The following is a 20,630-nucleotide window of genomic DNA, read 5'->3' on the forward strand; positions in this document are numbered from 1 at the left end:
ATGTCTGCTAACTCTCAATATACTGGATCGCAATCTAGAGGCTCGCAATCAACGGAGCATCATAGAGCGAAGAATACCTTGCTTCGGCAGTGGGCGATTGTCCGCAAAGACAAATGGTTGTTGTCTTGCCTAACTTGGATTCCTTTGCTGCTTGCTGCCAGTATCTGGCTGATTTTTTCACAAGGGATCGCTCGTGACTTACCGGTCGCAGTTGTCGACCTTGAGCACAGTCAAATCTCGCAACAGTTCACACGCCTTGTTGATGCGTCACCAACGCTGCAAGTCACTCAGAAATACAGCTCTGCGAGTGATGCGGCGAAAGCGATGATCGAACGTGATATCTATGGTTATGTTGTGATACCAAGGCACTTCGACCGAGACCTTCTGCTCGGCTTGAATCCGCAAGTGTCTGTATTCTATAACAGCCAATTTATCTTAATCGGTAAGCTGGTGAACTCTGCCTTGCTGCAGGCTCAAGGGACTTTTAACGCGCAACTTGAAGTCGTGAAACAGCTGTCACACGGTGATACCACGGTGCAATCCGCATTAGGCCAAGCAGTAACGGTACAAAGCCAGATCACGCCGCTGTTCAACAAGAACACCAGTTATGCACAGTTCTTGGTGTCTGCGGTTATTCCTGCACTGTGGCAGATCATGATTGTGGTGGGCACGATATTGGTTTTGACGGCGAACGTTAGAGCACGTGGCCTTCAAGCTTGGTTATCCAACGCACCTATGAAGTCGCTAACCTCAACATTAATACCTTATGCTGTCTTATTTTTAATGTTTGGTATCGCGTTTAGCTTTTGGTTCTATGCTCTCTTAGACTGGCCATTTAATGGCAGCTTTGTAGCATTGACCATTGCCCAAATACTGACAGTGATCAGTTGTATCATCATGGGTTGTTTGTTTTTCTTCTTAACACTTGATCCTGCAAGGGCGATGAGTTTCGCAGGTGCCTTTACTGCACCGAGTTTCGCGTTCATGGGCATTACCTTTCCAGTGACAGACATGAACACGGCTGCTCAAATTTGGAGAAGCTTATTGCCCGTGAGTCATTACATCGAAGTACAAACGGCGCAGTCTAGTTATGGTGTGAGCGCAGCACAGTCTTTGATCAGCCTCTCTTCTATGTTGTGGTATGCAGTTCCTGCTTTCGTGGTAATGTTGCTAATTAAGAAACACTTGGCGCAATCAACTCTAACTGCACAAGCAGATCCATCTACAAAAGCAGCTATATCTGCAAAAACAACGCCGTCAACACAGCCAGAAGCATCAGCACAACAAGGAGTAAAACGATGAGCTTTACTCAACTGCTCAAGCAAGAACTCTTAGCGGTATTGCGCAACCCTGTCGTGCTTCTTACGGTATTTGGTGGTGTGGTCTTCTATTCCTTCTTGTATCCATTGCCTTACGCGAACCAAGTTCCTCAACAACTGAAAGCTTCGGTTGTGAACTTGGATAAGAGTCAAAGCAGCTATCAATTAGAGCGTATGGTGGATGCCACCTCTCAGATCGAATTGGTCCGTCGAGACTCCACCATCGCCGATGCGAAACAAGCCGTGCTTAACCAAGAGATTGGCGGATTCCTTGTCATTCCAGAAGATTTCTATAAAGACTTGTTGCTCGGTAAGAGCCCGACACTTTCTTACGCTGGTGATGCTTCTTACTTTTTGGTCTACGGAACCATTGTTGAAGGGCTTGCCAAGGCCGGTGGTACGTTAGCTGCGCAAGTTAAGGTCAGCCATTTGTTAGTCGAAGGTGTGCCTTTAGAATCGGCAGCCAAAGGCTACAGTGCATTCAGCTTGAACCTGAAACCAACGTTTAATAGTCGCATGGGATACATCGATTACGTAGTTCCAGCCGTCTTTGTGTTGATCCTGCAACAAACCTTAGCCATGGCTTCTGGTTTAGTGGGTGCAACCCAAAACGCTCAATCGACATTTGGCTACTGGAGTAAGACCTCTCCAGCGAAACTGATGCTTGCCCGCTGTTGTACCTTAGTCGGCATTTATTACCTGTTGTCGATGTACTATTTCGGCGCTAGCTTTTCGATGTATGGGATAAACCAGCTCGCCTCAACAACACAGATCTTAACCTTACTTCTGCCCTTCTTACTGGCCAGTTGTTTGATCGGGATTTTTATTGGTGAGTTAGTGCCACGAAGAGAGCTAGTCACGGTTGTAGTGTTAATCAGTTCAATGCCACTGATCTTCTCTTCAGGTTTTATCTGGCCAGTTGAAATGATGCCCGAATGGTTAGTTCTATTATCACAGCTGTTCCCAAGCACACCGGCTATCCAAGGCTTCTTAGCACTTAATCAGATGGGTGCATCTTGGCAAGAAGTGGCATCTCAATGGACATTACTCTGGGGACAAGTTTTGTTGTGGGGTTCGTTATTGGCACTTAAGCTCTACCACAAATCCAGCAAAAGCACGGTTGGCAATAGCAATAGTGATCGAGCCGTTTAGTTTTATGTGCTATCGGAAAGTAGTCATGCTTTCCGCTCATCAAAAAAGCTCTTATAAAGGGCTTTTTTAATATCCTAAGATCCGAATACACTTTCAGCCTTAGAATGTTTATACACCTCGAAAACATATCGAATACTCGAAATCCCCTACGCGCCCTCTATGTCCCTCCAGCCCATCACTCTGAATTCTCCTTCACCCGACTCTATAGCAGCTACTGCATATGCTTTTCTCAGCATAAAAAGCATCGACTTATTCCCAAATGATGACAAAACCCGAACAACTGTAAATTTATTGTAAAAATTTCTTTGTTGGCATTATTTTTATGTATAGGATTATCAGTAGGACTTGGTAGCCCGAATACCATAGTCTTATTGGTGCACATACCAAAAGGATATCCATACAAAGCAAGATCAGTACTTATATTTATTTCGTTTTTCGACCTAGCTACAGCCGTTTATGTTGCCGTCGAATGAAGTAGATATACCGCTGAAATATACAAATCAAATAGAAAACAAACACAACAGCAACAAACGTAATTTATTAAAAAGACAGGGAAAACCATGAAAAACATACGTGAATTATTTTTTGGGTTTATATTATTGTTTAGTTCCAGTGCATTTGCAGAAGAAGGATCATTTAACCTAGCTATCAGCAACTTAAGTCAAAGTGTTGATGGTTTTTTCAACGAATACACAGGTTGGTTCGTTGGGCTGATATTTAAAAGCGTACCGATTGGTGAAGCTAACTTCCCAGTGATTGTTGGCTGGCTGTTGCTCGCTGCGATCATCTTCACTGTTTATTTTGGCTTTGTTCAATTTAAACGTGTCGGCATGGCGATAGACATTATCAAAGGTAAGTATACCGATCCTAACTCTAAAGAGGACGGCGAGGTTTCTCACTTTCAAGCGTTAACAACGGCGCTTTCTGGTACTGTCGGGCTTGGTAACATTGCCGGTGTAGGTGCTGCACTTGCGATTGGTGGTCCTGGCGCGACATTCTGGATGATCTTGTGTGGCCTTCTGGGTATGGCTTCTAAGTTCTGTGAGTGTACTTTAGGTGTGAAATACCGAACTATCCTACCTTCAGGTGTTGTTTCGGGCGGTCCAATGTACTACCTAAGCCAAGGCCTGGGTGAAAGAGGTTTAGGTGGACTAGGTAAAGTGCTCGCTATTGGTTTCGCATTAATGTGTATTTTAGGCGCATTGGGCGGCGGTAACATGTTCCAAGCTAACCAAGCACACGCCATGTTAACTTACGCATTTGATGTACCAAGTGAATACGGTGTGATCACTGGCCTTGTACTTGCCTCTTTAGTTTTCTCTGTGATTGTTGGTGGTATGCCTTCTATCGCATCGGTAACAGAAAAAGTTGTTCCTTGGATGGCTGCTCTGTATATCGGTATGGCTCTGATTGTCATCGGTTCTAACCTTGATCAAGTTGGCCCTGCGTTCAGCGCAATCTTTACAGGTGCATTTACTGGTGAAGGTGTTGTTGGTGGATTTATTGGTGCGCTAATTCAAGGCTTGAAACGTGCAACATTCTCGAACGAAGCAGGTGTAGGTTCAGCAGCTATCGCTCACTCAGCGGTTAAAACAAAAGAACCAATCACCGAAGGTCTAGTATCACTATTAGAACCGTTCGTTGATACGGTAATCATTTGTACAATGACCGCATTGGTTATCACTATCGCTGGTTTAAACGTAGGTCCATTCGATGGCTCTGGTTTAACGGGTGTAACGCTGACTGCTGCATCGTTTACTGAAACGGCAGAAGTATTCAAATACACACTCGCTCTCGCAGTAATCATGTTTGCGTTTTCTACCATGATCTCTTGGTCGTACTACGGTCTTAAAGCTTGGACTTACCTATTTGGTGAAGGCAAAACAACGGAGCTGATTTTCAAAGTGATGTTCTGTGTGTTTGTTGTTATTGGTGCCACGATTCAATTTGGTGCGGTAATCGACTTCTCTGATGCGGCTATCTTTGCGATGTCTATCTTCAACATTCTTGGTCTGTACTTCTTGATGCCAGTTGTGAAGAAAGAACTGCAATCGTTTGTTGCTCGTGTGAAATCAGGCGAAATCAAAACGTATGAGAAATAACGTTTAGTGGAATGAGGTTTTGCTCTAGTAGCTAACTGCATTCTAAGAAACGACACAGCTCTAAAAACGAAACTGTTCTAAAAATTTTTGTAAGACCCTTTGCTTGAGAAAGCGAGAACAGGACTGCAACTTATCCAAAATCCCTACCAGCTTGGCTTGTGGGGATTTTTTATGTCTGAACGATTAGGCGAATAACTACCTTCAATGCCCTGCTCACCCTTTTCACTCTGTTCATCATCGTGTTCAACATCGACACGACGAACCAACTCTTCTACTTTGATCATCTCTTTTTGCGCTAATGGCGAGCGACAATCATCGAAACAATAAGCTATGGTGCAGTTCTCACAAAGATACTCTGGCATCACTCCATCCCTTGTCGTCAAAGCAGCCAAATGCGAGCTAGCAATCGACTGCGTGTTCATCCTGAACAACACTATTATGCAGCGACTCTGAGCTGAAAATATGTATGCAAAGTCATTTAATAAACAACAAGTAACATATCATTGTGGATATACGTAACTATTCACAAATATCTAAGCAAACAATGAAAACACTTAAATAATCAATAATGAGAACGCACCGGATCTATGCTCTCGACAAACGCAAAACGCCCACATCACGTGTGTGATGTGGGCGTTTCAATATTTAATGCAAAACTAACGTTAGGTTGGTAAAGCCTTCGGCTTATAGACCCATCTCTTCAGTGAGCGTTTTGATCTGCTTGAGATCCATGGTGTGGACTTCAATCATTTGTCTGATATCGCTCAGTCGAGAGTTAGCGTTATCTTGCTTCTCACACGCGTCAGATTTCGCATCCCATGATGTGCCATCTAAGTAAACATCACACGCTTTCTTAAGAGAACCAAGATTCTGCTCGAGTTGATCTCTTTCTTTCTCAAGTTTTTCAAGTTCTTGAGAAATCTGTAATTCTTTTCGGAAAACTTCACGCGCACGCTCAAACAAAGTCGATTGCATGTCAGCCTGACGATTAAGTTTCTGGTTGTCTTGCTGAGTTTGCTCTAACGTTTGCTTCTGTTCATTTAGCTGTTGCTCTAACGAGTAGTTCGCCTTCTCTAAAACCGAAGACTGCTTCGCTAATTCCTGGAGCTCTTTTTGATGCTCTTCCGTTTGTTTCACTAGAGCGGCTTCTACTTTCGCATCGATTTCGGTATCAACTTTTGCCACTTTAGTTTCAACGGATGTCATCAACTGTGCTCTGCTGTCATGCAGTTCTTGATAACGAGTTTCGAGTACCTGATAAGTGGACTCCCACTTAGAAGCCGTAACTGTAGAACCAATTAAGCCACCCAGTGCTAAACCTATAACCGCAGCAATGCCGATATAGAGCTGACTGCGCTTATCGCGTTCTTCTATAACAACCACTTCATCTTGTTCGCTTTGTCCAGATTGCTGGTTCACTAGCGGGTACTCCCAAAAATTTATTTAACGTTACGCGGTCACTGACACGAATGCCAATACTGATTGTGAAGGCTCAGTTAAACCTATCGCTCAAGCCAGAAGCACTTAAGCTTTACTAACACATTCATCCCACCTGTTTACAGGCAGGCTTAACGAGTTAACTCCGAAATCATCAAGCTGGCAGTATACAAAAGGAAACTGCTAACGATAACTATCACTACCCATTTTTGCAGTTTTTCGTTTGTCCGGTAACGAAATAGTACAAATGCCAAAGCCAATAAAAAAACAATCGCTATTAGTCGAGTCATAACTCCTCCTTGTTTCTCTATTTTATACCATTTAAATAAGCAAGTTACGTCAGAGACTCGTTGTTTGATCATTTAGTTGAACAACATTTGTGCAAACAGATATTTTGTAGCTGACATCACATTTTATATGATCTAGGATACGCCTACAGATTACCTAATTATTTAGGTAATTGTTCCGATGAAGACTGCAGGAGAGTGGTTTTTAACTAAACATTAACATTTAGTTAGATTGACCCGCCGAAGAAGTAAATCTTTCAGGTGCTTTATGCTGGAGAAATCCAGAAAAGTGAGGACTGTCGTTGGAGGAACCTCTGGAGAGAACCGTTAGATCGGTCGCCGAAGGAGCAAGCTTAGTGCCCGTTACTTATCTATAAGTGATTCGCTAAGTGAAACTCTCAGGCAAAAGGACAGAGGAGTGGAAAGCAACAGCCTTAATTAACACAAGAATTCTATCTAGAAATCCGTATGTATTAAGTAGTGCGCCCGATCCCTGAGATCTGCACTGCCTTCCCTCTTCTCCTTAAATTTTTAATTTATTAAGGGGAATCTATGAACCACCTACAAGCTACACTACAAACCATCAACCAATTCGTTTGGGGACCACCACTGCTTATTCTGCTAGTGGGTACAGGTATCTACTTTACTTTTCGCTTAGGCTTACTCCAGTTTAGACACCTCCCAACTGCACTGAAAATGGTGTTCAGCAAAGACAAATCTGGTACGGGTGACGTATCGAGTTTCGCGGCTTTGTGTACTGCACTTTCAGCAACCATTGGTACAGGTAACATCGTTGGTGTAGCGACCGCAATCAAGATTGGTGGCCCTGGTGCCCTATTCTGGATGTGGCTTGCCGCTGTATTTGGTATGGCGACCAAGTACGCAGAATGTCTACTCGCCGTTAAATACCGCAGAACCGATAGCAATGGCGAAATGGTTGGCGGCCCAATGTACTACCTGCAATACGGTGTCGGCTCACGAATCTTAGCGGTAATGTTCGCTGTCTTCGCGCTCGGCGTTGCTTGCTTCGGTATCGGTACCTTCCCACAAGTCAACGCTATCTTGGACGCAACTCAAATCTCATTTGGCGCTTCGCGTGAGATGTCTGCTGTCGTTCTTACGATATTAGTGGCAGTGGTTACCCTTGGTGGTATCCAATCTATCGCTAAAGTGGCAGGGAAAGTTGTTCCTACTATGGCGGTTATGTACGTCGTCGCGTGTTTAAGCGTTCTGATTTCAAATGCCGACCAACTACTGAATGCCATTACCCTTGTTGTGACTTCTGCGTTTACCAACACAGCAGCAACCGGTGGTTTCTTTGGCGCGAGCATCATGCTTGCTATCCAATCAGGTATCGCTCGTGGTGTGTTCTCGAACGAATCTGGCCTAGGTAGCGCACCAATGGCTGCAGCAGCGGCTAAAACAGACTCATGTGTGAAACAAGGACTTGTCTCTATGACAGGTACCTTCTTCGACACCATCATCATCTGTACGATGACAGGTTTGGCGCTTATCTTAACGGGTGCTTGGCAGACTGATCTTTCAGGCGCTGCGATGACCACTCACGCATTCGCTGTTGGTCTGAATGCAGATACCCTTGGCCCTATGTTGGTTTCTGTTGGCTTAATCTTCTTTGCGTTTACAACAATTTTAGGTTGGAACTACTACGGTGAGCGCTGTGTTGTGTTCTTGCTAGGTACCAAAGCTGTATTGCCTTACAAGATCATCTTCATTGCGTTGGTGGCTTCTGGTGCATTCTTAAAGCTCGACATGATCTGGATAATGGCTGATATCGTGAACGGCCTAATGGCAATTCCGAACCTAATCGGGCTTATCTTGCTGCGCCACGTTGTTATCGAAGAAACCAAGCTATTCTTCAAACCGTTGACGTCTTCAAATGATTGTGAAGCAGTTAAAGCGTAAACTGAAGTGATTGAATACCAAGCCCGCATTCAACTGCGGGCTTTTTTATTTTCATCACATAGCGAAACGTCTTAAATTATTATGCAGCACATATGCCCTTATAAATAACAAGAATATTAAATCGACCACTATGCGATTTAATAAAGAAGATAGAAGACTACTAAAAAGAACACTAATAAAACCAACACTTAATTAGATATTACTTATATTTAACAGATTGTGCGTAGGTGTCAGGCGTTTTGTAACAAACATATTAAATTTCTTTTCGTTTCAACGACACAAAAAACCAGAAGAATAAAACATGTGACTTTAATTCATATATTAGTCAGTTTATAGTCATCTACATTGTAGAGAGAATTATAATAAAAATAAAACGTTGGCTATATGATCAGATTCGACCCGATTAAAAACCGTATTTATAACGATGAACGTTCTATTAAAGTAGGATACCGTGAAACTCGGGTCCTGGAGTTATTACATAAAAACTCACCCGATATTGTTAACAAACAAGATATTATTAGCTTCGCTTGGGGAAACGAGTTCATAGGGGATACGTCACTAGCGAAAAGTATAAGTTTACTGCGCCAAGGGTTCGTTAGATTAGGCATCAAAGAAACCCCAATCGTCACCGTTCCTAAGGTGGGCTATCGCCTTATCGATGAGTGCGTGGTAATCGACTCCCCCATCAATAATGCAGCCACAACTCCCCTTGCTGATGCGAGCAACCTGATACCCGTCGGCAATAACGGTATTGCTATCGGTGCAGCTGTTGCAGTCGAACCTAAGCCTAACCCTAAACAAAGTTCGTCGGCTTACTTTCCCACTGCTGAAAACCGAAACAAGTTGTGCTACTTCACCACTGGCTGCTTACTGTTGGCATCAGCGTTATTGGCTTTTGCTAAGGTTAATGAGAGAAACCTCAGCGATATCAACCCCGTTAACCGGCTCAGCGAGCAATGGATAGGTCAAATACAAGTTTTCCAAGCCCCTGAAATGGCGATGACGCCAGAGCTAGAAAGCATTCTCTATCAGTATCAATGTGATTGCGTGGCGTACATTAGCGAAGAAGCGGAATATTCTGAGCTCTCTATTCTGAACAAAGCCACACGCCAGTCCGTCAACATCTTTTACACGCCAACCCAACTAGATCAAGCCAGTACCGAACTGGCCCTATTCCTAGAAAGAGGTCAATTATGATGCCAATCGTTGCGCTCATTTCTGCATTCGTTTTATTGGTTGGCATATGGAGTATCCCTTCGCCCCAACCAAAAGAAGAGCATCGCTACCAACATAGCGTGGTGGACCTGATAGTGAATGACAATGTATTACGTACCGACGGATTAACGAAAATAAGTAACAACAAGGTGCTGCACCTGATGTCCGTTCAAGACGACAACATGCCCGACCCACTTGTTCTGCGATTCAGAGGAACAGCCCGTCCTTCTCAATCACTTTTCTTTTCTATTTCTGGCACCATTGACTTAGTCTCTGTGCAAAAAATAAATAAAACAATGAATGACAGCCGATTGGCGCCTTACCTGTTAATCAACAATGACCCATTAACGGTAAAGATTGATATCTTAAGTTCGAATGATTTATTTGCCATCATTAAAACGTGTAATACAGGCCGAACGCAACTTCTGGCCAAACGATAATTAGAGATAGTTTAACCACTAGCAAAAAGTGCCCTATTATCAAGTAGCAAGCTTTTCCGATATTACACATAAAAAACGGATGGTTATTTTCATTATTTTATCAGTAATACAATTATTACAGTCTTCCTTACTTTAAGTGTTTGCATTTTAAAACCGATAGCAAAGCAAAATATTCAAGTTAGATTTTTACTCTTTGTCACTCACTACCTGCCCACCTTAAAACTACGAGTATTGTGAATGGTTATACCTGTTCTTCTAATTAACCATTCATACAAACGCCAAAAATAACGTCAAATAATTTTGACGTCTAAGCCCGAATAATGGGCCTTCATTTTTCTAAAAACGGTTTGAGCCCCATCAAACAATTTACGTTCAGTTGCATACTCTTTCACCGTAAAAACACTAATAACAATACAAGCCATTGAATAAACTGGGTAATTTAATTCAACCCTTTTCAGTATCTATCTATTTATCAACATGAAAAAGTGAACTTGTCTTGTTAACTGCACGGCACACAAAACATTATCAAAATAGAAAAATTACAAATGAGGGAATTGTTAATGATCACAGTAAACAGAAGTCTCTTAGCAACCGCAGTGTTGTCTGTTCTATCAACCGGTGTAAATGCGAAGATTTACCCAGACCAAATAGTGTTTGACCAACTTGGTGAAGATGTCTGTCGCTCTGGTTATCGTCCTATAGACCGTTATGAAGCAGAAGAGCAGAAGAGTACTTTGGTCGCTCGCATGGGCACTTGGCAGATCACCGGGTTAAAAGGAAACTGGGTAATCATGGGGCCGGGTTATCATGGCGAAATTAAGCAATCAAGCAGTGGGTCAACGTTCTGTTACCCAAACAACGACCAATCTGAAATCCCCAACTATTCCGCCAAATCGGTTCAGGAAGGCAGCGAAATCGATGTTCAGTATGAATTAGTGAACAACCGTAACGACTTTGTACGCCCATTAAGCTACTTAGCCCACAACCTAGGTTACGCTTGGGTTGGCGGTAATAACAGTCAGTACGTGGGCGAAGACATGACGATAAAGCGCTCTGGCAACAGTTGGGTAATACAAGGAAATAACAATGGCTCTTGTAGCGGCTATCGCTGTGATGAAAAAACCAAAATCACCGTCGACAATTTTGCCTACACCGTTAACGACGACAACTTTTGGCATGGTGATGTTGTCGAGTCGGATCGTGAACTAGTGAAAACGGTTTACGCGACGGCAAGAAACAACAGCAACATCGCGCAACAAGTGGTGGTAGACCTAAAAGTAGACGAATCAACAAACTGGTCGAAAACGAACAGCTACGGATTCTCACAGAGCGTTCAAACAGAGAACACCTTCAAGTGGCCTTTGGTTGGCGAAACTAAGCTCACCGTTAAGTTCGAGGCTAACCAAAGCTTCGCTGAAACAAATGGCAACTCCACTAGCGAACAAGTAACACTTCAAGCTCGTCCTATGGTTCCTGCGAATTCGGAGCTACCGATTCGAGTTGAGCTGTATCGTTCAAGCATCTCTTACCCGTACCGATTCAACGCCGATATTAGCTACGATGTTGAATTCAACGGCTTCCTTCGTTGGGGTGGCAACGCGTGGCACTCTCATCCAGATAACCGCCCGTACAAGGCTCATACCTTCACCATGGGCCGTGGCAGCAGTGAATCTGCCGACATTCGCTACCAATGGGATCACCGTTACATCCCAGGTGAAACTAAATGGTGGGATTGGGGCTGGGCGATTAAAGAAGCTGGCTTATCAAGCATGCAATACGCGACTGGCGGAAGCTTACGCCCCTTCCACTCTTACGTGTCTGGAGATTTCTACGCTGAATCTCAATTTGCAGGTACTATCGAAATTGGACAAGCAACACCAATTACTAACAATCTACGCAGCAAAAGAAGTACTGATTCCGTCAACGAATCTACTGAGCGCATTGGCGACATCGAAGTTACCACCAACTTTAACGCCGATGAGTTGAGTGACTTAGGTTTCGAAGGTGCTGAGATGAACATTAGCGTCGTTGAATAACTGCGCTGTAGAATAAGATCGGTACAAAGATCTACCAGTAATAAAGCACAAAGCCCACGACACATCGTGGGCTTTCATATATTCATGTTCAACTGAAAACGGTGAACTACACAGGCTCTTCCATCAGAAGCTTAACACCCAGCCCAACCAGCACCATGCCCGTCACGCCTTCCATCCACTTCATAAAACTCGCGTTTTTGAGCAAATTTTTAGCCGAGTTAAGCGCGCCAGCCAAACCACATTGCCATACCATCGCAATCATAAAGTGTACCGAAGCCATCAACATAGATTGCAATAAAGGCGAACCTTCAGGGTTTACAAATTGAGGTAAAAAGGCCAGATAGAAAACTGCTGTTTTTGGGTTAAGAACGTTAGACAGAAAGCCTTCACGCAAAGAACGCTTTGCACTGTATGCCTGCTGAGCTTGTTCTCCGACCTTTAAACCGCCACCGTTTTTCATTAATGCTCGCAAACTGCTTAAGCCAAGCCAGATGAGGTAAACCGCACCTACCATCTTAACGGCTTGAAAGAGTTCAGCGGATTGGGCGAGGATTGCAGATATACCCACAGCAGAGAAAAACGCGTGTACATACAAGCCGCTACAAATACCAAAGCTCGTCATACAACCGTCAGCTAAGCCAGAGCGGCTAGTATTGCGAATCACCAAAGCCGTATCTAAGCCCGGCGTTAGCGTTAAAATAGTGATGGCAATTAGAAATGCCTCAAAGTTCAAAATATCCATATCATTGTCATTTTTGTTCAGCGATCTATCATCAATACCGTGTATCTGAACAATTCGCAAGCAACAATTGCCACCAGCTATACAACTCACTGATTTTGTGCACAATAGAACAGTTTGATTTGTTAAGAAATAGTAAATTCAAGGCATCGTACCGCCTCATGCTTTTCTCGCTATATCTTCGACTGCGAAGGTCGGCGTCATTAAAAAGCAAAGCCATAATCAAAGTACACGAGATGAACCTTAACGCTGACGCAGCCCTAAGGATCATTTAAAGAAACCAAATTAAGAGTAGTCAAATGAGCGCATTCAAAAAACTAGTCGAACACTCTCAAAAATGTTCACGCTTTCAACACCTAGCTTCTATTTGTGGTTGGGACCAAGCTTCAATGATGCCAGCAGGTGGTAACCAAGCTCGTAGTGAAGCGATGGCCGAGCTTTCTGTTCATATTCACGGCTTAATGACTCAACCACAGCTTGGCGATTGGATTGCAGACGCTGAAAATGAAGCGCTGAACACTGAGCAACAATCGTCACTTCGTGAAATAAAACGCCAGTGGCAACAAGCAAACCTACTTCCAGAAAAACTGGTTGAAGCGAAATCTCTATCGGGTTCAAAATGTGAACATGCGTGGCGTAGCCAACGCGGTAACAACGACTGGGTTGGATTCGAAAAGAACTGGCGTGAAGTGGTTGAGCTTTCTCGTGAAGAAGCGCAGATTCGCGCAGACGCAGCCAATCTAACGCCTTATGATGCGATGCTGGATATTTATGAACCGGGCACCAGCTCTACTTCACTTGATACCCTATTTGCAGACGTTAAAACTTGGCTTCCAGGTTTAATTGATGAAGTGATCGAAAAACAATCGAGCGAGCAATTTAACGCACCATCAGGTATCTATTCGACCGAGAAACAGAAAGCACTGGGTTTAGAAGTCATGAAGCTGCTTCAGTTCGATTTTGAACACGGCCGATTGGATGAAAGTGTTCACCCATTCTGTGGCGGCGTCCCTTCAGACGTGCGTATCACAACACGCTATGACGAAGCGGAATTCGTTCAAAGCTTAATGGGTATTGTGCATGAAACAGGCCACGCACGTTACGAACAAGGCTTACCAAAACACCTAGCAGGACAACCAGCGGGGGAAGCTCGTTCTATGGGCATTCATGAATCTCAATCTTTATTCTTCGAGATGCAAGTCGGCCGCAGCGACCCGTTCATTGGACACTTAGCGAACTTGGCTGGTCAGCAATTCTCAGGCTCAGAATTTGAGAAAGAAAACTTCCAGAAGATCTACACGCGCGTGAAGAAAGACTTCATCCGTGTTGATGCCGATGAACTGACCTACCCTGCACACGTTATCCTGCGTTACGAGATTGAGCGTGACTTGATCAACGGCAAGATCAAACACACTGACGTGCCAGAGTTATGGAATACCAAGATGCAGTCTTACCTTGGTTTAAGCACTCAAGGCAACTTCACTAACGGCTGTATGCAAGACATCCACTGGACAGACGGCGCATTTGGTTACTTCCCATCGTACACATTAGGTGCGATGTACGCGGCGCAGTTCATGGCTTCAATGAAGAAAACGGTAGATATAAACTCTGTGATTGAAAGCGGTGACCTATCCCCTATCTTCACTTGGTTAGAATCAAACATTTGGAGCAAAGGCAGCCTGCTGACCACTGATGACTTGGTGAAAGGTGCAACGGGCGAAACCTTGAATGCGCAATACTTCAAAGACCATTTGAGAAGTCGTTATCTGTAGATAAAACGCCCAACCACATTGAAGGTTTCTACTTGCAGAGCTTGCTGTGTAAGTAGAACCAAGCTGAAAAAAGCATAGTACAAGTATTGTAAGTCAAAAGTCACAATTATGGTTGAAGGGTAGCTTTGGTTCTAACTAGAAAAGGGGCACTTCTGAGTTACGAAGTGCCATCTGTGAAGGTTCTGGACATTTCCGAGTTGCGTTTTATCTAATTTAGTAAGTCATGAATTAACAGAAGTAGGGCAACTCGCTTAGTCGAATGTCCAGTATCACTGGTGCAGATCAGTTATCATATTTTAAGTAAATCACTCTAGAAAGGAAGCGAAACCTATGAATTTTAGTTTTGAACAACTTCTCGCGTTCGTGACCGTTTATGAACAACTCTCGTTTAGCAAAGCCGCGGTCAAACTCAATAAGCACCGAACTACGATAGGGCAGGTGATTACCAACCTTGAAGACCAACTAGCGGTCAGTTTGTTTGAACGAGTGGGGCGTTCGGTAGAGCCAACTGAAGATGGTCACCTTCTTTATCACAATGCTAAATTAACCATCGAGCAAGCGCGTACTTTCGATAAATTGGCGCTAAGCCTCTCTTATGGTGGATTAGAAAGCGTCAACATCGCTTATTCTAGTGTGATTCCTCATCGCGCTTTGGTTGAAATCCGCCAGCAATTTCTTCGCGATTTTCCGCTAATGCGCGTGAACTTTTTTGTTAGGAATAAACAGGACATCAAAAGAGGCATAGATAGTGGCGAATACCATTTTGGTATCGTCAATGTGCATGACCGTCAGGCGATGTATAGCTTTGATGCTACTTTCCTTGGGCATTTCGAATTTCTCCCTTTTGTTCAAAAAGGTGGAGATCTATCTAGGTTGGAGAAAAGTGCAGTCTTGGTAGCTCTGAAAAACAGCAAACAATTTGTCTTACGATCTTTTATTGAAGAAGGTATGTCAGAGAAGATTATTTACAGCTCAGACAATGAAGCAATCGATCAACTTGCCCTAGTGATAAAGATGGTCGAAGCGGGGTTGGGTTGGGCGTTACTGCCTAAAACCTTCGCTAATACTGAGTTTGCCAATCATGCCATTGAGCCAGTTGAAGCCGATGAGATGCTAGAGGGCTTCAAGTTTGGCTTCGCGCTTTGGTGTCCACATTCCAAACAAATTGTTGATATTAAAAAGTCGTTAATCACCGTGATAAACAATTATCGCAAGCGATTTGAAGACGGTCTCCGTCGTTAACTCATAGACTCATCCAATTTTTTAACAAGGTTCAATTAGAGCCTTGTTTTCGTTTCAGTTAACTTTAAGTTCGAGTTTTGATGGATTACACCCTTTATATAGGAGTGTGAGGTATCAAGCTGACTATCTCTTCAGTCATGTCACTTTCCCTGTACCTTTAAATAATATAAAAGATATCATACAGTTTGTTGTGATTTTACCCCCAGCCCGTGAAGATAAAGTGACTAAATGGTTGATGTGATACATAGCAATTGTTCACAACTAAAGTTCATAAGGATGGATGACTTTTAGTAGGGAAAATGTTCGCATCCTAAACGATGTAGAGTATTCAATCTAAGTGATTTTGGGGCAGTTCTGAGCTAGCAGGCACTTTGCAAGAAAAGCGCCACGAGTAAAGCTTCAGGCTTATGAAGCCTCTGGACATTTCCGTTTTAGCAAGATTGCCAATTAAGCAAAGCATGAATTAAAAGGATAGAAAAAGTCGCTTACGTGATTGTCAGGGATCATTAGACCACTACAACTTCAATTGTCAGTTATAACTAAAACGGCACCTAGCCTTTGAGCAAAAAACCCTATATAACTCATCCCCACCTTCATGCTCTCTTACTCGAAAGAAAAAAATACTCTTCCCTCCCTCCTCATACGCGAGAGCTAGCTCAGCATCATCTCTTATCAAACCTTCAGCTACTAAGTGAACTTCTAATGCATCGAGTGCTTTTTCTTCTAAGGCTTTATCGTGAATTGGTTTAAAACCTCCAAATGAAAGGGAAGAAAAAAAAAGAGCAAAAACAAAAAAACAATTCGCATAACTATTCCTTTTTTATTAGTTCAATACTAATTCCAGTTTAGTAAGAAATTAAGATTGTCGCAGCAGTGAAACTAAATAGATAGCTCTCGTTTCATGCAATTAAAGTCGGAGTTCATCATTCTTATTATGGTAAATGGGTAAATTAGCTACCAAAAACAACCCTCAGACCGCCTCAAACGCTCTCAGCGAGGATTTTGGGCTTGTTCAAGGCTATGCTCATACTACCTTGTATGTGTGTGACTCTTTCAGTGCGATTTACAGAGCAAAAACTAGCGAATTCGTTTGAGTCAAGAACTGTACTCTGCCCCCACTTTTCGTACTTTGTGAGTTAAGTCGCCCCGTTAGCAAGAATTTGGACAGCCGCAACTACCTTAAAATGCAGGTCACATTCTCCACTGGACGGACGGCGCATTCGGTTACTTCCCACCTTACACATTAGGTGCGATGTACGCGGCTCAGTTCATGGCTTCAATGAAGAAAACAGTGGATGTGAACTCAGTGATTGAAAGCGGTGACCTATCCCCTATCTTCAATTGGTTAGAATCGAACATTTGGAGCAAAGGCAGCCTGCTTACTACTGATGATTTGGTGAAAGGTGCAACAGGTGAAACCTTGAATGCGCAATACTTCAAAGATCATTTGAGAAGTCGTTACCTTTAATGGAATAAATCGATAGAGGCTGATCAGTTTATTGATTCAGCCTTTTTAATCACATTTTCAAAACATACTTAGATTGATTTGAAGGTTTTATCCCTTCATCGAACTTAACAATCACGGAAGATTCTGGTACCTACTAGCACGAAATTGGACAATAACAAGTTAGGAGCAGTCATAAACTGCAGTCTCATTCGAAGCGATTAAAAAAGCACTTCTAAACGAGATGTTAGAAGTGCTAATTATTGAGTAAATTTAATAAACTTCTTATACCCAGACTTGATCAAATACTCGGTACATGTTGCCACCTAAGAACTTGCTGCAGTCTTCTTCTGAGTATCCATTTTCAAGCATGGTATCAATTAGAGCTGCAACAATTTGATATGGTGCTGGGGTAGGAAACCCTTTTGCTCCTACAGCGGCACTATAGCCACCATCAGGGAATACGTTCTGCCCCATTGGTGTTTGAATAATAGACGCTGTAAAATTGATGTTCGGGATATAGTCTGAACCGAAGCCAACGTGGTCTATACCGACTAAGTTGACCATATAATCAATATGTCGAAATAATTGTTCAGTCGTCAATATATCTGGGTTAGATGTATCCATAAAGGCAGCCACCATATTTATTGAGCAAACCCCACCGGTTGCCGCAACACCTTTAATCACAACGTCAGAAAGGCTTCTCTGATAATCGGCAATGGCTTTCGCACCTGAATGCGAAGAAATGACAGGTTGGCTACTGCGTTCAATCGCATCTAAGGAGGTTCGTTCGCCAGTATGGCTTACATCAACAGGCATACCGTATCGGTTATAAGCGTCGACAAGTTTTTTTCCATATTCAGTTAGACCACGGTTCTCAATTTCGAAGCAGCCATCACCCACATCATTACGTTGATTATATGCCAATAAACAGTAACCATAGCCCATCTCACGCCATAGTCCTACGCGATCAACATCACCACCAAATATTTGAGTACCTTGGTGAGTGAAGTAAATACCCAATTTGTTTTGTTTTACCGCTTCATCAATATCTTTGGTAGTGCGGATCATCATATAGTCGTCTGGGCGTTCTTTCATTTTGCTTAGGTAGAACTGAGCGCCTTTCATAATGCCTTCAACCGAGGCATCTAACGAGTCTGCGGAAGGACATGCTGCTAGTACCTTGAATCCAGCGGCTTTGCACTTGTCCATTTCATCATGGAATTCTGGTGCTTCAGGTGAAGACCATTGAGAGGGCCAAAGACCGGAAAAAAGGCTGTCAATAGCCATAGAATCTCGAACAATTTTTTTTGCACGTTCAGATGCAGGATATTTGTGTGTTCGTTGAGGGATTTTTGAATAATCTTTTATTTCAAATTCTGGTAATTTTGGTGCACCTGACTTTGTCGCTTTATCATTACTTGGTTCGATTTCAGATTTGTTGTCCATATTTGAAATTTTCCTTAACAGTGTTAGCTTCTATAAAATATAAATATGTTGGAAGTTTGGAAGTAAAGATAGGTACGGATTTATATCAAACGGAGTGTTAAGCCCTTTGTACGCACCTTTTTATGCACCTTTTTATAAATAAACTACGCCCAATGACATGATAAAAACGTGATTTATGTCGAATATTTTTGGCAAATCTATCTAAATGTTACCTCAATTAGAAAATTCATTTAAAAGTATTATATGTGACACTTTAAGAAATTATCGAAGAGGTGAGATAAAAAAGCGATACCTGAGTATCGCTTTCTATAGTCTGATTTATCATTGATTAGGTGAATTAACGTCGAATGGCTTCGCCTGCTTTAACGTCTGTATCTAGTTGTGTGTTGTTGACAACGATTTTGCCGTTAACCAATAACCAATGTACGCCTACGGCTGGGTGGTTAGGATCTTGGTAGGTGCCCACATCAGCGATAGTTTCTGGGTCGAATACCACGATATCTGCGTCCATATTAGTTTGGATTCGTCCTTTATTTTTCATTTGAGGGACAAAATCTTCTATTAATTGAGCTGGCATCAGTGTCATTTTACGTAGTGCTTCCGTCATCGTTAACAAGCCGCGCTCACGAACATAGACTCTGAGTACTTTAGCAAAGGTGCCATTTGATCTAGGATGAGAGAATAGATCTTTTGGTAATGGCCACTCGTCACCTGCATAATTTTCAATGTGGCCGTCTTCGTCCATATGCATCCAGAACATTTCGTCAGATTCAATCAACACATTAGGATTTAGAATCGAAGCGTCTAATAGAGCAAGATCTTTAGGGTTTTGCTCGTCTAGGAAGTGCCAGACAATAAAGGTACCAGGTTTATTTTCTTGGTAGTCTTTCAACTGTTCTTCTGTCATACGTTCTTTACCTAGCTGAAAGTTTTCAGCGGTTGAACCCATACGTTCCCGCCAGCCTTCACCAGAAAACATGGCTGCGCCAACGACAGTACTTGCTGCGCCCCAAGGGTAAGCGCCCACAGTAACATTGATTCCTTGTTCTTGAGCCTTATTGACCATAGGTAAGATGGTTTCGATATCTTTTAATGAAGTACTGTTAATATGACAAAAGTGCATATGAGCGCCAGTGATAGCGGCATTGCCCACTAATTCTTTAACGGCTTCAAACGAGCTTTGTGGCTCGGCATTGCTGGCATAGCGAACGTGAGTATAGGTTGCTACGTCTCTTTCTGCGGCTAATTCAGCCAATGCATAATATTCTTTTTGACCATGGCCCGGTGCATAGCCAGCGTTAATACCGATACCTAGGCCACCTTCATCAAGGCCTTGCTCAATCAGCTTGATGATTTTACTTTCTTGCTCAGGTGTTGCTATATCCATCTTCCAATCATTACGTGATTGAGCTTTTTGGAAATAGCCAACGGTCGCTTCGGGTTCCGTCTCACTAAATGTAGCAATACGAGCGTAAGTCCAACCAGCTGCTGCACCATAGTTTAATGGTAAGCCTTTTTCAGCTTGTCCTGCATACCAGTCACTGATAGGTAGAACACCAGATTCGAGTTCCAGCATAGTGGTAACGCCTTGCATCGCCTGCATTCTGTAGTCACCAATGTTTTGACCATGAGCGTGGACGTCGATGAATCCAGGGGCAACAACTTTACCTGTAGCGTCAATAGTTTTATCCCCAGAAATACTATCGGTCGTTATTGCTGTGATCTTATTATCTTTGATCCCGACATTAGCAACAGAATCGAAATTTGTTTCAGGGTCGATAACTCTGCCGTTCAAAATTACAACATCATAATTAGCGGCGATAACAAGTGGTGACATAAGGCCAAAGCCGACGATCGTAGCCTTTTTAATGAATGATTCTAGTGGTTTCATAATTTTATCCCGTGTGTGTGAGATGAACTATAAGTGTTACGTGTCAAAAATCTTAGACCAATAATTTCACGCTATCTACCTGATCCTCATCTTTGCTCATTCTTCTCAATGATAAGACAAATCTAACGTGACAAGAGAAAGTGACTCAAAAACAATCACTTTTACGCTCATCTCACCCACAA

Annotated in this window: 14 protein-coding genes, 1 pseudogene and 1 riboswitch; of the genes and pseudogenes, 10 read left to right on the forward strand and 5 right to left on the reverse strand. The window is 42.9% G+C overall.

Annotated features, from left to right (window positions below):
• From AB4585_RS16265 to AB4585_RS16275, 3 genes are all read left to right on the forward strand, one after another.
• Complete coding sequence (locus tag AB4585_RS16265) at window positions 1-1,302, forward strand: ABC transporter permease (RefSeq protein WP_372155207.1); 1,302 nt, start codon at window positions 1-3, stop codon at window positions 1,300-1,302.
• Window positions 1,299-2,471 carry an ABC transporter permease gene (locus AB4585_RS16270; protein WP_017059721.1) on the forward strand — a complete coding sequence of 391 codons (1,173 nt, stop codon included), beginning with the start codon at window positions 1,299-1,301 and terminating at the stop codon, window positions 2,469-2,471. Before AB4585_RS16265 ends, AB4585_RS16270 begins: the two co-directional genes overlap by 4 nt.
• 560 nt (window positions 2,472-3,031) lie before the next feature.
• Window positions 3,032-4,573 (forward strand): alanine/glycine:cation symporter family protein, encoded by a 1,542-nt coding sequence (locus AB4585_RS16275; protein WP_372170265.1) that lies wholly within the window; start codon window positions 3,032-3,034, stop codon window positions 4,571-4,573.
• A gap of 143 nt (window positions 4,574-4,716) precedes the next feature.
• Here AB4585_RS16275 and AB4585_RS16280 read toward each other — a convergent pair whose 3' ends face one another.
• Together AB4585_RS16280 and AB4585_RS16285 are read right to left on the reverse strand one after the other, a co-directional pair.
• Complete coding sequence (locus AB4585_RS16280; protein ID WP_372170268.1) at window positions 4,717-4,935, reverse strand: hypothetical protein; 219 nt, start codon at window positions 4,933-4,935, stop codon at window positions 4,717-4,719.
• Between the two features lie 322 nt (window positions 4,936-5,257).
• Window positions 5,258-5,992 (reverse strand): chromosome segregation ATPase, encoded by a 735-nt coding sequence (locus AB4585_RS16285; RefSeq protein WP_017059725.1) that lies wholly within the window; start codon window positions 5,990-5,992, stop codon window positions 5,258-5,260.
• Between the two features lie 609 nt (window positions 5,993-6,601).
• Window positions 6,602-6,721, forward strand: a riboswitch (glycine riboswitch).
• A gap of 128 nt (window positions 6,722-6,849) precedes the next feature.
• Here AB4585_RS16285 and AB4585_RS16290 point away from each other — a divergent pair.
• The 4 genes from AB4585_RS16290 (at window position 6,850) to AB4585_RS16305 (ending at window position 11,911) form a co-directional block, all read left to right on the forward strand.
• The gene (locus tag AB4585_RS16290; protein WP_017059726.1) at window positions 6,850-8,220 is read left to right on the forward strand and encodes a sodium:alanine symporter family protein; all 1,371 of its coding nucleotides are present in this window, start codon (window positions 6,850-6,852) and stop codon (window positions 8,218-8,220) included.
• 384 nt (window positions 8,221-8,604) lie between these two features.
• Window positions 8,605-9,417, forward strand: coding sequence for a winged helix-turn-helix domain-containing protein (locus tag AB4585_RS16295; protein ID WP_017066273.1), 813 nt, complete (start codon window positions 8,605-8,607; stop codon window positions 9,415-9,417).
• Window positions 9,414-9,875 (forward strand): hypothetical protein, encoded by a 462-nt coding sequence (locus AB4585_RS16300; protein WP_017059728.1) that lies wholly within the window; start codon window positions 9,414-9,416, stop codon window positions 9,873-9,875. Before AB4585_RS16295 ends, AB4585_RS16300 begins: the two co-directional genes overlap by 4 nt.
• Window positions 9,876-10,435: 560 nt before the next feature.
• Complete coding sequence (locus tag AB4585_RS16305; protein WP_017063796.1) at window positions 10,436-11,911, forward strand: aerolysin family beta-barrel pore-forming toxin; 1,476 nt, start codon at window positions 10,436-10,438, stop codon at window positions 11,909-11,911.
• A 106-nt stretch (window positions 11,912-12,017) separates the two neighbouring features.
• Here the strand turns inward: AB4585_RS16305 and AB4585_RS16310 are convergent, their stop codons facing one another.
• A complete protein-coding gene (locus AB4585_RS16310; protein ID WP_017058961.1) occupies window positions 12,018-12,653 on the reverse strand; it encodes a LysE family translocator in 636 nt (211 codons plus the stop codon).
• 296 nt (window positions 12,654-12,949) lie between these two features.
• Between AB4585_RS16310 and AB4585_RS16315 the strand changes: the two genes are divergently transcribed.
• From AB4585_RS16315 to AB4585_RS16325, 3 genes and pseudogenes are all read left to right on the forward strand, one after another.
• Window positions 12,950-14,422, forward strand: coding sequence for a carboxypeptidase M32 (locus tag AB4585_RS16315; protein WP_017066275.1), 1,473 nt, complete (start codon window positions 12,950-12,952; stop codon window positions 14,420-14,422).
• 330 nt (window positions 14,423-14,752) lie between these two features.
• Window positions 14,753-15,664 (forward strand): LysR family transcriptional regulator, encoded by a 912-nt coding sequence (locus tag AB4585_RS16320; RefSeq protein ID WP_017069525.1) that lies wholly within the window; start codon window positions 14,753-14,755, stop codon window positions 15,662-15,664.
• A gap of 1,198 nt (window positions 15,665-16,862) precedes the next feature.
• A pseudogene (locus tag AB4585_RS16325) lies at window positions 16,863-17,132 on the forward strand (carboxypeptidase M32); the annotation flags it as partial.
• A gap of 261 nt (window positions 17,133-17,393) precedes the next feature.
• Here AB4585_RS16325 and AB4585_RS16330 read toward each other — a convergent pair.
• Both AB4585_RS16330 and AB4585_RS16335 read right to left on the reverse strand, forming a co-directional pair.
• Window positions 17,394-18,557 (reverse strand): dipeptidase, encoded by a 1,164-nt coding sequence (locus AB4585_RS16330; protein WP_017062427.1) that lies wholly within the window; start codon window positions 18,555-18,557, stop codon window positions 17,394-17,396.
• Window positions 18,558-18,894: 337 nt separating this feature from the next.
• Entirely contained in the window at window positions 18,895-20,448 is a 1,554-nt protein-coding gene (locus AB4585_RS16335; protein WP_017062426.1) for an amidohydrolase family protein, read from the reverse strand.
• Window positions 20,449-20,630 lie beyond the last annotated feature (182 nt).

This window comes from Vibrio sp. 10N.222.49.C9 (assembly GCF_041474985.1).
Taxonomy (GTDB): Bacteria; Pseudomonadota; Gammaproteobacteria; order Enterobacterales; family Vibrionaceae; genus Vibrio; species Vibrio crassostreae_C.

What these genes read in the sequence shown, in the direction of transcription:
- AB4585_RS16265 (WP_372155207.1), top strand. Translation starts at nt 1, where the DNA reads ATGTCTGCTAACTCTCAATATACTGGATCGCAATCTAGAGGCTCGCAA.
- AB4585_RS16270 (WP_017059721.1), top strand. Translation starts at nt 1,299, where the DNA reads ATGAGCTTTACTCAACTGCTCAAGCAAGAACTCTTAGCGGTATTGCGC.
- AB4585_RS16275 (WP_372170265.1), top strand. Translation starts at nt 3,032, where the DNA reads ATGAAAAACATACGTGAATTATTTTTTGGGTTTATATTATTGTTTAGT.
- AB4585_RS16280 (WP_372170268.1), bottom strand. Translation starts at nt 4,935, where the DNA reads ATGCCAGAGTATCTTTGTGAGAACTGCACCATAGCTTATTGTTTCGAT.
- AB4585_RS16290 (WP_017059726.1), top strand. Translation starts at nt 6,850, where the DNA reads ATGAACCACCTACAAGCTACACTACAAACCATCAACCAATTCGTTTGG.
- AB4585_RS16295 (WP_017066273.1), top strand. Translation starts at nt 8,605, where the DNA reads ATGATCAGATTCGACCCGATTAAAAACCGTATTTATAACGATGAACGT.
- AB4585_RS16300 (WP_017059728.1), top strand. Translation starts at nt 9,414, where the DNA reads ATGATGCCAATCGTTGCGCTCATTTCTGCATTCGTTTTATTGGTTGGC.
- AB4585_RS16305 (WP_017063796.1), top strand. Translation starts at nt 10,436, where the DNA reads ATGATCACAGTAAACAGAAGTCTCTTAGCAACCGCAGTGTTGTCTGTT.
- AB4585_RS16310 (WP_017058961.1), bottom strand. Translation starts at nt 12,653, where the DNA reads ATGGATATTTTGAACTTTGAGGCATTTCTAATTGCCATCACTATTTTA.
- AB4585_RS16315 (WP_017066275.1), top strand. Translation starts at nt 12,950, where the DNA reads ATGAGCGCATTCAAAAAACTAGTCGAACACTCTCAAAAATGTTCACGC.
- AB4585_RS16320 (WP_017069525.1), top strand. Translation starts at nt 14,753, where the DNA reads ATGAATTTTAGTTTTGAACAACTTCTCGCGTTCGTGACCGTTTATGAA.
- AB4585_RS16330 (WP_017062427.1), bottom strand. Translation starts at nt 18,557, where the DNA reads ATGGACAACAAATCTGAAATCGAACCAAGTAATGATAAAGCGACAAAG.
- AB4585_RS16335 (WP_017062426.1), bottom strand. Translation starts at nt 20,448, where the DNA reads ATGAAACCACTAGAATCATTCATTAAAAAGGCTACGATCGTCGGCTTT.